Source organism: Vreelandella titanicae BH1, assembly GCF_000336575.1.
In the GTDB taxonomy this organism is placed as follows: domain Bacteria; phylum Pseudomonadota; class Gammaproteobacteria; order Pseudomonadales; family Halomonadaceae; genus Vreelandella; species Vreelandella titanicae.
Genome location: NZ_AOPO01000002.1, coordinates 359,482 through 373,031, shown reverse-complemented (window position 1 = coordinate 373,031; position 13,550 = coordinate 359,482). Strand labels below are relative to the sequence as shown.

Sequence of the window (13,550 nt, the reverse complement as noted above, 5' to 3'; positions counted from 1 at the left end):
CTAGGCCATCAAGTCGAACTCATCAGCAACTGGCGGTAAGCCTCACGCCAAGCGGGCCACTCCCAAGCGGTAGTATCAAGTAGTTCAGGGCGAGTCGCTGGATCGTTAAGCCAAGCACTGAGCCGGTCGTAAAGCCCTTCCCGGGTACCGTCATAGCGATAGGCAGGCGGATAAAGCGCCGGGAAGCAGAGCCGATGAGGCACCAGCGGCAACGCCCCGCGCTGGGCCGCCTCCATGATCGCCAACCCCTGAAATTCATGCCAAGTGGTCGAAACCACAATATCCGCGCTATCCAACAACTCACGGTAGGCCTCCTCCGGCTGTGGCCCCCAAGCCACAATATGCTTGGCTAAGCGCTGCTCGGCCTCGGCAAAAATAGCGGGGACTTGGCGGAAACGCTGACCAAGCACCGCCAGTTCAAACGCTACACCGGCTTCGCTTAACGCAAACAACACGGTGAAGAAGTCGTCGGGATTTTTGTCATACTCCCAGCGGTGATTCCAGATAATTCGCTGTGGCACCATTTTTTGAAAAGCCGTTTGCTGGCAAGGTGCTAAGTTTTTAGATGCTAAGTTTTCAAGCTCTACGTTTTCAGGTGCTAAGTTTTCAGGGGCTGTGCTATCAGGAATGGGCACCGGCAATACCATAGCCCGCTCGCGTATCGCTTCTAATGGCTTAGCTGCCGGAAGGTTTTCCGGCATTTTTTTCAAAAAAGCTCGCGCGCCATCAATAAAGGAGTCACGGTTATAGGCGCTGTTAAACACCACGCTATCCGCCGCCAGCGCCGTATAGAGATTGACCATTTTGGCCTCTACTTGTGGCATTTGATCGCTCGACTCAGGATAGGCGAACTGGTTTTCATGAAAGTAGACAACCTTTTTTGCTCGACCCAGATGCGGGAACAGCCCTACCAGCGTTGCCAGATCAACCATCGAAGTGGCTAGCACTACATCAAACGACTGGCTGAGAGTATCGTGCTCTTTGAGCATCCAGCTCAGCGGATTGCCACGAATACGCCAAGCAAAATGTCGTGGCGGCAGGCTCAACTGCGTCCACGACACCTCCTCAAGCTGCGCCATTAAACTTTGTGCCCAGTAGCGATGGCTCACCGCCTCGTAGGCAGATAACAGGAGAACGCGCATTTACAGCCCTAACAGCCAGATCAGTGGAACGCCATAACATGTTAAGCAATGGCACAGAGGTGTGCAGTGTAACAAAGCGCGCTTACTAGGCTTTGTACGAAAACTGCCTGCGCTCGACAATACTGCGTTAAAAATCGCCTCGAAATGCTCATTTACACCCCGTAAACTCCGCTTTCTCGTTGATTTTTGCCTTGTCTAGTCTTCGCTCGCCGACTTTTCGTGCAAACCCTATCTCTTTTGCAATAGCTCCCTGAACTTGCACGCATTCGGCCAAGGTCGTCTTGGCTGACCTGTTAGATCTATCTAGACTGCATTCATACGGCTTTAAAACAAATAAACGTTAAAACAAATAAAAGCAGGAGAGCTCCATGGCTAAAGTGCTCGTCGTCGATGACGAACCCAACATTGTTTTATCGCTAGAATTCCTGATGGAGCAAGCGGGGTTTGAGGTCGTCACTGCCGAAGATGGTGAACAGGCCCTGGCAAGAGTGAATGATAGCCAGCCTGATCTACTGCTACTTGATATTAGCCTGCCCGGGATTAGCGGTTTTGACGTTTTAGAGCGGCTGCGTAGCGAAGCGGCTACTGCCCAGCTTCCCATTATTATGTTGACCGCTCACGGGCGTGACGTTGAGCGGGAAAAAGGCATGGCGCTGGGCGCCGATGATTACATCACCAAGCCCTTCTCTACTCAGTCGCTGGTCGAAAAAGTCAAAGCGCTACTGATTGAGGAGCAGCCATGACCCGAGGCGGGCTGCCCAAGCGTCAGCGCCTGATTGGCCTCTGGTTGCTACTTAGCGGCATCAGCCTGCTGGGTGGAGCCATTTTCGCCGCTTGGCTGGATGCCAAGCTTGCTCCCACAGGCGTAACGCGCATCGCTCTCTGGCTAGGCAGTTTCTCCGGTGGTGCGACGATTTTTTTAGTCGGTTTGCTGCTTGAGCGCATGCTGTTTACCCCGCTGCGCCATTTACAGGTGCAGCTGGCACGCCTGGTCGCCAACCCGGACGCCCGAGACGAGCACCCACCCGAAGGTTGGCTAAAAGGGCTGGGGCCCGACCTACGTCGAGTACGCGAAAGTTGGCGATCAGATCGCAGTCGCCTTGCCACCGCTCACGCTGACGGCGCCCGCAGCGCTGCACGTATTCGTCAGGAGCTGGAAACGCTGCTGCAAGTGCTCGAAACACCGCTGCTACTGTGTGATCACCACCGCCGGCTCATGCTGTTCAATCAGGCAGCCGAGGACTTTTTTGAGGGTAATACCGGGTTAGGGCTGGGTAAACGCCTGGAGGCGCTGCTGCCAGTAGTAAGCTTACAGCAAATGCTCGGTCAACTGCCTAATGACGGCTCCCCGCGCGAGTTACTCGCTCCCTGTGATGACCGCTGGCTCAAAGTCATTTTACGCCGCGTACCGGGTAGCGATGGCGAAACACTGCTGACTTTTAGTGACGCCACCGCCTCTTGGTCGAGCGAAATGGGCGTTAGAGCGGAACTGGCGGCCATGCTGACCCCGCTTCGCCAGCATACCGCCAGCCTGACCAGCGCTGCTGATGCGCTGATACAGCTGCGCGATCAAAATGACGCCAGTACATCCTCTTTACGCCAGCGTTTTGAGCGGGTAATCCACGAGGAAGGCGTTACGCTTGGCGACAACGTGGCTAAAATCGGCCAGCTACTCGACGATATGCAACACCAGGGCGAGCGCTTGACGCCCATGTGGTCAAACGATTTCTGGCAAGCGTTGGATGAGCGTCTTGATCCGGAGCACCGCCTAATCACCCCGGTGGGCATGCCAGCCTGGTTTAAAGGCGACGCTCCGGCACTCATTGCGCTGTTCGACTCTTTAGTCAAACACCTCAATACCCATCTGCCTGACAGTGGCTTTGAGGGTGAGATGTGCCTGGGCAATAAGCGCGTCTATCTCGACCTTATTTGGCGTGGCAAAGCAATCCCTGAACACGAACTGGCGGAGTGGCGCCAGCAGCCGCTAAACTCCCTGCCATTGACGCCAAGCGTCGCGGATGTGCTGCGCCAACACGCCAGCGACATCTGGAGCCTTGCCGACGATGACGGCGTTCATTCACGCCTGCGACTCCCCCTGCCCGCCATGGAGCGCGTCGGCGCCCCACGCGAAACCGCCCCGCCGCGCCCTGAATTCCATGACTTTGGCATTGCCGACCTGCCTCCACCAGATGAAGCGCTGGCCAGCCGAACACTGCGCAGCCTGGAAATAGTCGCCTTTGATACGGAAACCACCGGGCTTGAGCTACGCCGAGGCGACACCGTCATCAGTCTTGGCGCCTGCCGCGTGGTCAACGCCCGTTTATTGGCAAGCGAGGTCTTCGATCAAAAAGTTGATCCGCAGCGGCCGATCCCGCCGGCTAGCACCGCGATTCACGGCCTTACCGATGCCGATGTGATCGGTGCGCCACCGCTGGATATTGTGCTTACCCGCTTTCGTGATTATGTCGGCGAAGCCGTCTTGCTGGCCCATAATGCCGCCTTTGATCTGCTTGCCATTAGCCACAAAGGGGTCGTTTTTGATATCCCTGTGATCGATACCCTACTGATTTCACGGGCACTGGACGAAGCACTCGCTGGGCATGATCTGGATAGCCTTGCCCAGCGCTATGATCTGGCTTTTCCGCCGGGCACCCGCCACACTGCATTAGGCGATGCTCGTGTTACCGCCGAGCTATGGCTAGCTTTGCTGCCACGCCTAGAAGCCCGCGGCGTCGATACCCTCGAGCAGTTGTTAGCGCTGCAAGCCAACGCCTTCGACCGACAGGATGCCAGTGCCTAATGAAACCGTTCGGTGTTAAATCACGCCAAACAGAGCGCCTAATGGCTCTGGTGGCGATTGCCCTGCTACTGTTCTGCCCGCCGCTGATTATCGTGGTGGATCGCCTTCCCGCGTTTAGCGTGGGCTGGCTACCGCTCTATCTATTTATCGCCTGGGCTGGGGTGATCGGCTTAACCGCCTGGCTGATGGAACAGCGTGCAGGCCGCTAACCATGCGTAGTGAGGCGATTATCCTCGGCACCGCTTTTGGCTACTTGGCGCTGCTGTTTGTGGTCGCCGCCTGGGGCGACCGGCGGGCAGAGCAGGGTCGTTCCATCATTGGCTCGCCAACGGTATATGCCCTTTCTATTGCTGTTTACTGCACGGCCTGGACGTTCTACGGCAGCGTAGGGCGCGCCACTGAGTATGGACCCAGTTTTATGCTCATCTATCTGGGGCCGACGCTGGCGATGCTGTTGGCCCCTTTTGTTATACGCAAGATGGTGCGCATCGCCGCGCGGCAGCGAATCACTTCCATTGCCGACTTTATCAGCGCCCGCTATGGCAAAAGCACCAGTTTAGGCGCGCTGGTGGCACTGATGGCGCTCATTAGCATCACCCCCTATATTGCCCTGCAGTTAAAAGCCATCACTGTTAGCCATGCGGTACTGATCAATTATCCCCACGCGGCCGACACTACGTTGGTGGATGAACACTTCTGGATGGATAAGTCCCTCTGGGTCGCCCTGGTGTTGGCGGTGTTTATTATTCTGTTTGGCACACGCCACCTGGATGCCAGCGAGCGCCATGAAGGCATGGTGGCAGCGATCGCCGTGGAATCTATCGTTAAGCTGGTAGCCTTTATGGCCGTTGGCGTGTTCGTGGTGTTTGTGATGTTTGAAGGCCCCGCCGCGCTGTTTGCCCAGGTAGCGGCCACGCCGGCCCTTGTCGATAGCATGCGGTTGAATAGTGTTCCTGGTGGGGTCACCGGCTGGGTGGGCATGCTGGTGCTGGCCTTTTTGGCCTTCTTAACTCTGCCTCGCCAATTCCAGGTATTGGTGGTGGAGAATGTCGATGAGCAGCACTTAGCCAGAGCAAGCTGGCTATTCCCCCTCTACATGCTGCTGATTAATCTGTTCGTTATTCCCATTGCGCTGGCTGGCCTGCTGTTAGGCGTAAGCGCAGGTGATCCAGACAGCTTCGTACTCACGCTGCCGCTCTCAGCTGGTTTAGAAGGGCTGCCGCTACTGGTCTTTATTGGTGGTCTGTCTGCGGCGACAGGCATGGTGATTGTGGAGACAATCGCGCTTTCCACTATGGTTAGCAATCAGTTGGTGATGCCACTGCTGCTGCGCTCACGGCGCCTGCACCTGAGTACCAAAGGGGAGCTTGCCGGTTGGCTGTTGGGTATTCGCCGCATCGCTATCGTGCTGATTCTACTGCTCGGATATCTCTATCATGCTCTGATTGGTGACTCCTATAGCCTTGTCACTATTGGCTTGGTCTCCTTCGCTGGGGCCGCGCAGTTTGCTCCAGCGCTTTTGATTGGACTCTATTGGCGTGGCGCTACTCGCCAAGGCGCCACCGTTGGTTTAATCGCCGGGTTCTTAATCTGGTGCTATACCCTGCTGCTACCCGGGTTTGCTCAATCCGGTTGGTTGGATACAGCACTGCTCACCGAGGGGCCATGGGGCATCGGTTGGCTAGTGCCCTACAGCTTATTCGGGCTCGAAAATTGGGATATTTATACCCATTCGCTGCTCTGGAGCATGTTGGCCAACGTGGGGCTATTGGTGGGGGTATCGCTGTTTACCCGCCCTACGCCCCTTGAGCAAACTCAGGCGGCACTGTTCACCGAAGCGATGCACCCCAATTTGCAAACCACCTCACTATCTTCGTCACTATGGCGCGGGCAAACTACCCAGGGTGCACTCAAAGAACTACTCGTTCGCTATCTTGGCACCCCGACCACCCGCCGTGTATTTAGCCATAGCGGAGCCAAAAGCGCTTATGCAGCGGACGAGCCCGCCACCGCGGAGCTGATTACTCGCGCCGAACAGGCACTGGCGGGGGCGTTGGGTAGCTCCTCAGCGCGAGTATTGATCAACTCGGTGGTACGCGGCGAAGCACTGGATATTGAGTCGATTCTGAGCATTCTGGACACGACCTCACAAACTCTGGAGTACAACCGCCGTTTGGAGCAGAAGTCTCAGGAGCTGGTGCAAATTGGCGAAGAACTGCGTAGTGCCAATGAGCGCCTGCGTGAGCTGGATCGCTTGAAAGATGAGTTTGTCGCCATGGTCAGCCACGAGCTACGCACGCCGCTCACCTCGATTCGCGCCTTTGCCGAAATATTGCGCGATAGCAGCCAACTGCCTGATGAAAAACGTCAGCATTTTCTTGGCGTGATCGTCCACGAGAGCCAGCGCCTGTCACGTTTAATTGAAGAAATTCTGGATCTTGCCCGTCTGGAGAGCGGCCGTTTAACGCTTAACCCCGTTCCTCTTGATCTTGCCGCCCTGACTCGGCATAGCATTGATGCTATTGCGCATCTGCATGAGGAGCGCGGCATAGTGCTAGACGTTAGCTTAGAAGCTGATCCTGCGATGGTGGTTGGCGATCATGACCGTTTAGAACAGGTGATTATTAACCTGCTTGATAACGCGGGTAAGTTTGCCGATCGGGAGCAGCCAAAAGTGCGCCTCACGCTTTATCGTCATCGGCGTCATTTCCGTCTGAGTGTAGAGGATAACGGTGCGGGTATTAGCGAAGATGAGCGTGAGCGGGTATTTGAAAAATTCCATCAAATTCAGCAAGGCGATGATATTCCCCGTGGTCGGCCAAGGGGCAGTGGCTTAGGGCTACCGATTAGCCGGGGCATTATCGCCCACCTGGGGGGACGGCTTTGGGTCGAAGATGCTAAAACCTTAGGCGGTGCCTGCTTAACGCTAGAACTCCCCGCTGCGCCTCCAACATAAAGCGTTGATTCCTTATTGGTGACAACGGCTAGCCTTGCTCACTAAAACTAAGTTATTCTTTACTCCAGAGTTCTACTTTCGCCTAAAGAAGCATGTCGTGGATGAGCCGATGAAAAATGAGTGTCACCTTCCTCAAAAAGCGAACACAAATGAGTACACTATTGCGATCCAGCCAATAGTGGATGCTCAGCTACGTCATGTCGCCGATGAACTTCTTTATCGGGCTAATGAAACGAATCAGACTGCTAACGTTTTTGATAATGTCCAAGCCACCGCCAGAGCATGTGCTATTGCTGTCTATGAAATTGGCCTGGATAAACTTTGCGGCACACGCCAGCTGTTTATAAATGCTTCTGCAGACTGGCTCATCAATCCAGACCTGACTGGGCTACCTAGTCAACAAATAGTCATTGAGGTTCTCGAGGATACTTCGCCTACTAAAGAAGTTATTGATGCCTTGCACTACATTAAAAGCCAAGGGTATAAATTAGCGTTAGATGATTTTATCCTAGATGAACATAACCATGCATTTCTGCCCTTCTGCGACATCGTCAAATTTGACATATCCAACGACTTACCTAAAAAACTAATAAAAAAGCTACACAAAGAAGGGATTACGCTTCTGGCTGAACGAGTTGAGACACAGGAAGAGTTCAAGCAGTGTAAAGCGCTAGGTTTTACTCTTTTCCAGGGCTATTTTTATGAGCGCCCCAAAACCCAACTAACTCAAACAGCTCGTCTCTCAACGTCACGCGCCAATCAAATGCAGCTACTTTCCGCACTGTATAGTGACAATGTGCGTCTCTCTGAAATCAGTACGTTAGTGGCTAGGGATCCTTACTTACTGAGCGCAATATTCAAGCGCGCAAACTCCGCGGAGAAGGGCTCACGTCGTCCCACGACGAAACTGATTGATTGTTTACATATTATAGGGCTGAGGGAGCTACGTACCCTGGTTACCATTGTTATGCTCGCTAACAACAGCCCTGTGAGCAAACTTAACCTTATCAAAGGGTTAACCCGGGCATTTGCATGTGAAATGATGGCCGACCAACGTAGACTCGATGAACAGGAAAGCTTTATCGCGGGTTTATTCTCGCTAATGCCTACCATCCTGGGGATTAGTGCCGAACTCATGAAGAATGAAATCAGGCTTGGGCGCTTTATTGAAGATGCTATCAATCAGCGTATAGGCTCATTAGGTAAGTTACTTAATGATGTGGAGGCCGCAGAGAGTCAATTTTCTCCTCTAGATTTTCCATCCGACGTCATGCTCCAAGCGGCTTCTAAAGCGCGCTCGCTTGTTTATACCGACGCTAGCTGATTTATTTTATACGCTGCTTTGAGCGCTAGCACTCAAACGTTTAATCTGCTGTAGATCAAACTTCAGCAGTAATCGCTCGTCTTCGCGCAGGCGCCGCAGGTCAACCCAGCCATCTGCAGCCTGACCGCGAGCTTTGTTATACCGCTGCTGATCCAATAGGCGCTGCTGCAGTCGCTCAAAAGCGGCTACAAGCAACGCCGATTCAGCCGACGTTAGCGCATCCGTTGCATGGCTTAGCGCGATCAATCGCTCGCGTGTGGGTATATCGCGCAGCCCGTACCGCAAGCAGAGTAAGCGTGCAGCGCTAATCAACGGCAACAAGCCTTGATGCTTAAGATTAAGGGCTTGTTCGTGAGGGGCATCCAGGCCCGGGCTTGAGGCAAGCCGCCCAAAGCGATCCAGCGCCACCGGCAACTCATCCAGTAGCGCCGCCATTTCATCCATAAACAGTGGCGCTTTGGGAAGTGTCGAAGCGATGCTCTCACCCAACTGCTTAGCAAGCGCCGGATTACCAGCGATCGGGGCAAAATCGAGTAAGATATTAGTCTGTTGTACGCGCTTTACCCGGCGGTCAGCGCTCCAAATGTCTAGCTGCGCGTGCCACTCACTCAGCCGTTTGCGCCACATCGGCCATCGCGCCATGACATGGCCATTGCAGAGCGGAATACCGGCCTCATCCAGGCGCTGGGTAAACCGCTCACCCAGCGCTTGAAAGTAGCCGTCGATCTCTACGTGGCGATGGTCAGGATAATCGTCAATAATCAGCGCATTATCCTGGTCGGGGCCTAGCAGGCTCTCAAAACGCGCCGCGGAACCTAGTAGCAGTATGCAGTAGTCGACTGGCGGAGCGCCCCACCCCTGCGCCTGCATTTCGTCCAGGGATTGCGCAATAGCCTGACGATAAAGTAAAGCATTGTGGTCGCTGATGATTTGGCTAATACGCCAGGCGGGTAAATCATAATGCACCAACGTTTCGACCAGCGGCAGTTGCCACGCATAGACGTCAGCTAATGAGGTTTGCGGCGAGGGGAATGTAGAGAAGAGTTTCGAGAAGAGATGATCTAACGGCGCATTAAGCGCCGAGGCATTAAACGTTCCATCCTCATGGAACAGAGAGCGCCAGGGTGAGGCTTGGTGTACTAAACGCATACGCCTCTCCTTTACTAGAATGATATGATGGCGTTGTTGCTACTCGCCCTCGCCTGCCCTGCGCGGGTCTGGCTCGAACATCGCTTCACCTACTTCATCAATATAGCGTTGCGCTTTGGTGATCATCATGGCATCACAGGCCTCTCGCCCTGGGAGCATATCGGAACGCTCAAAGCGGTGCTCAAGAGTTTCACCACTGGCGTCGGCCTTGCGAATCCAGCCACTGACGCGGTACTGACCGCTCTGATTGTCTGGCTGAGAGACAATCTCGTAACCTTTGTATTCCACCGGCTCAGCAGCTTTGGTGGTAGCACCTGGCTCAGCCTGACGATCACTACCGAAGAGACCGGAAAATAATTTCTTAAGCATAATGGCTCCTTTGCTTGCAGGGCGGCAAGGAGATGGCCACCCTGCAAGATATAAGCTGCTTTTATCAGCGCTTAATTAGCTCTGCTTACGACCCTTGCCTGCGGCAATGCGCAAACGCAGCGCGTTTAGCTTAATAAAGCCTTCGGCATCTTTCTGATTGTAAGCGCCAGCATCATCTTCAAAGGTAGCGATTGATTCATCAAACAGCGACTCATCGGACTTGCGGCCCACTACGGTAGCGCTGCCTTTGTAGAGCTTCATACGCACGACACCCGCTACATTCTTTTGGGTCTCGTCAATGGCCGCCTGCAGCATGCGACGCTCAGGGCTCCACCAGTAACCGTTGTAGATCACTTCTGCGTACTTCGGCATCAACTGATCTTTTAGGTGGGCTTCTTCGCGGTCTAGGGTGAGCGACTCAATGGCACGGTGAGCACGCAACATAATAGTGCCCCCTGGCGTTTCATAACAGCCACGAGATTTCATGCCCACGTAGCGGTTTTCAACAATATCCAAACGGCCAATACCGTTGTCGCCACCCAGTTTGTTGAGCTTTTCGAGCACTTCATGGGCTTTCAACGGCTCGCCGTCGATGGCCACGATATCGCCCTTTTCAAACGTCAGCTCAACATAGGTGGGCTGGTCGGGCGCGGCTTCAGGAGAGACACTCCAGCGCCACATATCGTCTTCAGCTTCGGCCCAGGGATCTTCCAAAATGCCGCCCTCATAGGAGATGTGCAGCAGGTTGGCATCCATTGAGTAGGGCGATTTTTTCTTTTTATTAGAAAAATCGACCGGAATTTTATGCTCTTCGCAATACGCCATTAGCTTTTCGCGGGAAGTTAAATCCCACTCCCGCCAAGGGGCGATCACTTTTACGCCGGGCTTCAGGGCATAGCCGCCAAGTTCGAAACGCACTTGGTCGTTGCCTTTACCCGTAGCACCATGGGAAATAGCGTCGGCACCCGTTTCATTGGCAATTTCGATCAACCGCTTAGCAATCAGCGGACGAGCGATAGAGGTACCCAGCAGGTATTCGCCCTCATAGATAGTATTGGCGCGGAACATCGGGTAGACGTAGTCGCGCACGAACTCTTCACGCAAGTCTTCGATGTAAATCTCTTTCACGCCAAGCGCTTGCGCTTTAGTTCGCGCCGGTTCGACTTCTTCGCCCTGACCGATGTCGGCAGTAAAGGTCACTACCTCGCAGTTGTAGGTTTCTTGCAACCACTTAACGATAACGGATGTGTCCAGGCCGCCTGAATATGCCAGCACAACCTTTTTGACATCGGACATTCTTTGCTCCTCGTTGACCATAAGATATTCATTAGTAAAAACTACACTTGCCACTAGCGCCTGGCGAATGTGATAGCTCGTATTTGATAGCTCGTTGGAGTAAACCGTTGAGACTGACGTTGAGTATAGCGTTCTCAATGCCCAGCGAATACCGTCAACGACGCCTGGGGGCTAAAGCTGCTAGAATCTCCCCATTCAAAGCGGTGGTTTGCCGCTGATGTTGACTGATGACTCGCTTTACTATTACTCGCTTTAAACCAAGGAGAGCTGCATGAGCGAGGCTATTGCCCGCGAATTAATGGCCCAACGTTTTCGCAGTTACCTGCCTGTGGTCGTTGATTTAGAAACCGGGGGATTTAATGCCCAAGGCGACGCTGTACTCGAGATAGCCGCCGTCACGCTGACCATGGATCCGGAGGGCAACCTGCTTCCTGATGCCACCTATGCCTACCACATTCAGCCCTTTGAAGGGGCGAATGTAGAGCAGTCTGCGCTCGATTTTACCGGTATCAACCTGGACGACCCCCTGCGTCGCCAGGTGGCGCTGAGCGAGTCTGAAGCGCTGGGCGAAATTTTCCGTCCGATTCGTAAATCGATCAAAGCCCACGACTGCACGCGCGCTATTTTAGTCGGCCATAATGCGGCGTTCGACCAAGGCTTCTTGAACGCGGCGGTCAATCGCTGCGGCATTAAGCGCAATCCTTTTCACCCATTCTCAAGCTTTGATACCGCCACCCTTGCAGGCCTGGTCTATGGTCAAACGGTACTTGCCCGGGCCTGTCGTGCCGCAGGCATCGAGTTTGACAACAAAGCCGCTCACTCCGCTCGTTATGACACCGAGCGCACTGCCGAACTGTTTTGCGCGATGGTTAATCGCTATAAAGACCTGGGTGGCTGGCAGCTTGCCCAGCGCGAGCAAGAGATGGATGGTGCGGATTAACACCTCGCCGTCAACAACGTAGCCGCTGATGCAGAGAACTGGGCTTTACGCTAAACTTCGCCCCATTACAGCAATCTGGTTTAGCACCGACAATGCCGGGTAGCGGGTATTTGGCGGTGATAAATATATCGATTAAAACTATCCGTTTTTAGGAGATGAGACGTTTCCATGGCCCAGCATAATGCCTTTTACGCCCAATCAGGTGGCGTCACCGCCGTGATCAATGCCAGCGCCTGCGGCGTTATCGAAGCCTGCCGTCAAGCCCCCGATCAAATAGGCAAGGTTTACGCCGGTCATAACGGCATTATCGGTGCCTTAACGGAAGACCTTATCGACGTTACCCAGGAGAGTGATGAGGCAATTGCAGCGCTGCGCCATACGCCGGGCGGCGCTTTTGGCTCCTGCCGCTATAAGCTCAAAGACATCGACACCCACCGTGCCCAGTACGAGCGCTTGATCGAAGTCTTCAAAGCCCACGATATTCGCTACTTTTTCTATAACGGCGGCGGCGATAGCGCCGACACCTGCTTAAAGGTCTCTCAACTTTCCGAGAAGCTGGGCTATCCGCTGACCGCTATCCACGTGCCTAAAACCGTCGATAACGACCTACCGATTACCGATAACAGCCCGGGCTTTGGCAGCGTAGCCAAGTATATTGCCACCTCAACGCTGGAAGCATCGCTGGATATCGCCTCCATGTGCGCTACCTCCACCAAGGTATTTGTGCTCGAAGTGATGGGCCGCCACGCGGGCTGGATTGCCGCTGCAGGTGGTTTAGCCGGCGAAGCCGAAGGCGAGCCGCCGCATATGATTATCTTCCCGGAAATCCCCTTTAACCGTAAGGCCGCCATGGCGCGGGTTGAAGAGAGCGTTAAACAGTATGGCTACTGCGTTATTGTGGTCTCTGAAGGCGCTCGCTACGAAGATGGCACTTTCCTGGCCGATGCAGGTAACACCGATGCGTTCGGCCACCGCCAGCTTGGCGGCGTGGCACCAACACTTGCCGGTATGATCAAGCAGGATTTGGGCTACAAGTATCACTGGGCAGTGGCCGACTATCTGCAGCGCGCGGCGCGTCACCTGGCGTCTAAAACCGACGTTGAACAAGCCTATGCGGTGGGTCGCGAAGCGGTAACCTTGGCGCTGGCGGGTAAAAACGCCATGATGCCCGCCATTCGCCGCATCTCTCAGGCGCCCTACCAGTGGGATGTGATCTCTGCCCCGCTCTCCCAGGTGGCCAACCAAGAGAAGTTTATGCCCCGGGACTTTATCAGCGAAAACGGTTTTGCCATTACCCAGACCTGCCGGGACTACCTCTCACCGCTGATTCAGGGCGAGGACTTCCCACCGTTCGAGAATGGCCTACCCAAAGTCGCCAAACTGAAACTGGCCAAAGCAGAACGCAAGTTGCCCATTTTTACGCTGTAAACGGTTAACGGATCACCGGTCATTGCGAACTGAGATTGCTTCGTCGCTTCACTCCTCGCAATGACCTACCCTTATGTCATTGCGAACGCAGTGAAGCAATCTCGGGGTTGGCTGCCACAATACACTTAGATTCCCGCGTCGCTTCG

General features: G+C 54.3%; 11 protein-coding genes. 7 read left to right on the top strand and 4 right to left on the bottom strand.

Going from position 1 to position 13,550, the window contains the following annotated elements:
• Positions 1–8: 8 nt before the first annotated feature.
• Positions 9–1,142, bottom strand: coding sequence for a tRNA-queuosine alpha-mannosyltransferase domain-containing protein (locus tag HALTITAN_RS06175; RefSeq protein WP_039858348.1), 1,134 nt, complete (start codon positions 1,140–1,142; stop codon positions 9–11).
• 368 nt (positions 1,143–1,510) lie between these two features.
• Between HALTITAN_RS06175 and HALTITAN_RS06170 the strand changes: the two genes are divergently transcribed.
• From HALTITAN_RS06170 to HALTITAN_RS06150, 5 genes are all read left to right on the top strand, one after another.
• Positions 1,511–1,885 carry a response regulator transcription factor gene (locus HALTITAN_RS06170; RefSeq protein ID WP_022523646.1) on the top strand — a complete coding sequence of 125 codons (375 nt, stop codon included), beginning with the start codon at positions 1,511–1,513 and terminating at the stop codon, positions 1,883–1,885.
• Positions 1,882–3,942, top strand: coding sequence for a 3'-5' exonuclease (locus HALTITAN_RS06165; RefSeq protein WP_039858347.1), 2,061 nt, complete (start codon positions 1,882–1,884; stop codon positions 3,940–3,942). Before HALTITAN_RS06170 ends, HALTITAN_RS06165 begins: the two co-directional genes overlap by 4 nt.
• Positions 3,942–4,151, top strand: coding sequence for a hypothetical protein (locus HALTITAN_RS06160; protein WP_022523648.1), 210 nt, complete (start codon positions 3,942–3,944; stop codon positions 4,149–4,151). Before HALTITAN_RS06165 ends, HALTITAN_RS06160 begins: the two co-directional genes overlap by 1 nt.
• Positions 4,152–4,153: 2 nt before the next feature.
• Entirely contained in the window at positions 4,154–6,898 is a 2,745-nt protein-coding gene (locus HALTITAN_RS06155) for an ATP-binding protein (protein WP_009286577.1), read from the top strand.
• Between the two features lie 97 nt (positions 6,899–6,995).
• Complete coding sequence (locus HALTITAN_RS06150; protein ID WP_236614931.1) at positions 6,996–8,222, top strand: EAL and HDOD domain-containing protein; 1,227 nt, start codon at positions 6,996–6,998, stop codon at positions 8,220–8,222.
• Between the two features lie 6 nt (positions 8,223–8,228).
• On the opposite strand, the gene HALTITAN_RS06145 is transcribed toward HALTITAN_RS06150, so the two are convergent.
• The 3 genes from HALTITAN_RS06145 to HALTITAN_RS06135 form a co-directional block, all read right to left on the bottom strand.
• Positions 8,229–9,371, bottom strand: coding sequence for a DUF294 nucleotidyltransferase-like domain-containing protein (locus HALTITAN_RS06145; protein ID WP_039858345.1), 1,143 nt, complete (start codon positions 9,369–9,371; stop codon positions 8,229–8,231).
• 39 nt (positions 9,372–9,410) lie between these two features.
• A complete protein-coding gene (locus HALTITAN_RS06140; protein ID WP_022523652.1) occupies positions 9,411–9,740 on the bottom strand; it encodes an HlyU family transcriptional regulator in 330 nt (109 codons plus the stop codon).
• Between the two features lie 75 nt (positions 9,741–9,815).
• Positions 9,816–11,036 (bottom strand): argininosuccinate synthase, encoded by a 1,221-nt coding sequence (locus HALTITAN_RS06135; RefSeq protein ID WP_027959286.1) that lies wholly within the window; start codon positions 11,034–11,036, stop codon positions 9,816–9,818.
• Positions 11,037–11,307: 271 nt separating this feature from the next.
• Between HALTITAN_RS06135 and rnt the strand changes: the two genes are divergently transcribed.
• The gene (gene rnt, locus HALTITAN_RS06130) at positions 11,308–11,976 is read left to right on the top strand and encodes a ribonuclease T (RefSeq protein ID WP_009286574.1); all 669 of its coding nucleotides are present in this window, start codon (positions 11,308–11,310) and stop codon (positions 11,974–11,976) included.
• Positions 11,977–12,144: 168 nt separating this feature from the next.
• On the top strand, positions 12,145–13,404 hold the full coding sequence (locus HALTITAN_RS06125) for a 6-phosphofructokinase (protein WP_009286573.1): 1,260 nt from the start codon (positions 12,145–12,147) through the stop codon (positions 13,402–13,404).
• The last annotated feature ends 146 nt before the right edge of the window (positions 13,405–13,550 follow it).

What these genes read in the sequence shown, in the direction of transcription:
- HALTITAN_RS06175 (WP_039858348.1), bottom strand. Translation starts at nt 1,142, where the DNA reads ATGCGCGTTCTCCTGTTATCTGCCTACGAGGCGGTGAGCCATCGCTAC.
- HALTITAN_RS06125 (WP_009286573.1), top strand. Translation starts at nt 12,145, where the DNA reads ATGGCCCAGCATAATGCCTTTTACGCCCAATCAGGTGGCGTCACCGCC.
- HALTITAN_RS06145 (WP_039858345.1), bottom strand. Translation starts at nt 9,371, where the DNA reads ATGCGTTTAGTACACCAAGCCTCACCCTGGCGCTCTCTGTTCCATGAG.
- HALTITAN_RS06170 (WP_022523646.1), top strand. Translation starts at nt 1,511, where the DNA reads ATGGCTAAAGTGCTCGTCGTCGATGACGAACCCAACATTGTTTTATCG.
- HALTITAN_RS06165 (WP_039858347.1), top strand. Translation starts at nt 1,882, where the DNA reads ATGACCCGAGGCGGGCTGCCCAAGCGTCAGCGCCTGATTGGCCTCTGG.
- HALTITAN_RS06135 (WP_027959286.1), bottom strand. Translation starts at nt 11,036, where the DNA reads ATGTCCGATGTCAAAAAGGTTGTGCTGGCATATTCAGGCGGCCTGGAC.
- HALTITAN_RS06140 (WP_022523652.1), bottom strand. Translation starts at nt 9,740, where the DNA reads ATGCTTAAGAAATTATTTTCCGGTCTCTTCGGTAGTGATCGTCAGGCT.
- rnt (WP_009286574.1), top strand. Translation starts at nt 11,308, where the DNA reads ATGAGCGAGGCTATTGCCCGCGAATTAATGGCCCAACGTTTTCGCAGT.
- HALTITAN_RS06155 (WP_009286577.1), top strand. Translation starts at nt 4,154, where the DNA reads ATGCGTAGTGAGGCGATTATCCTCGGCACCGCTTTTGGCTACTTGGCG.
- HALTITAN_RS06160 (WP_022523648.1), top strand. Translation starts at nt 3,942, where the DNA reads ATGAAACCGTTCGGTGTTAAATCACGCCAAACAGAGCGCCTAATGGCT.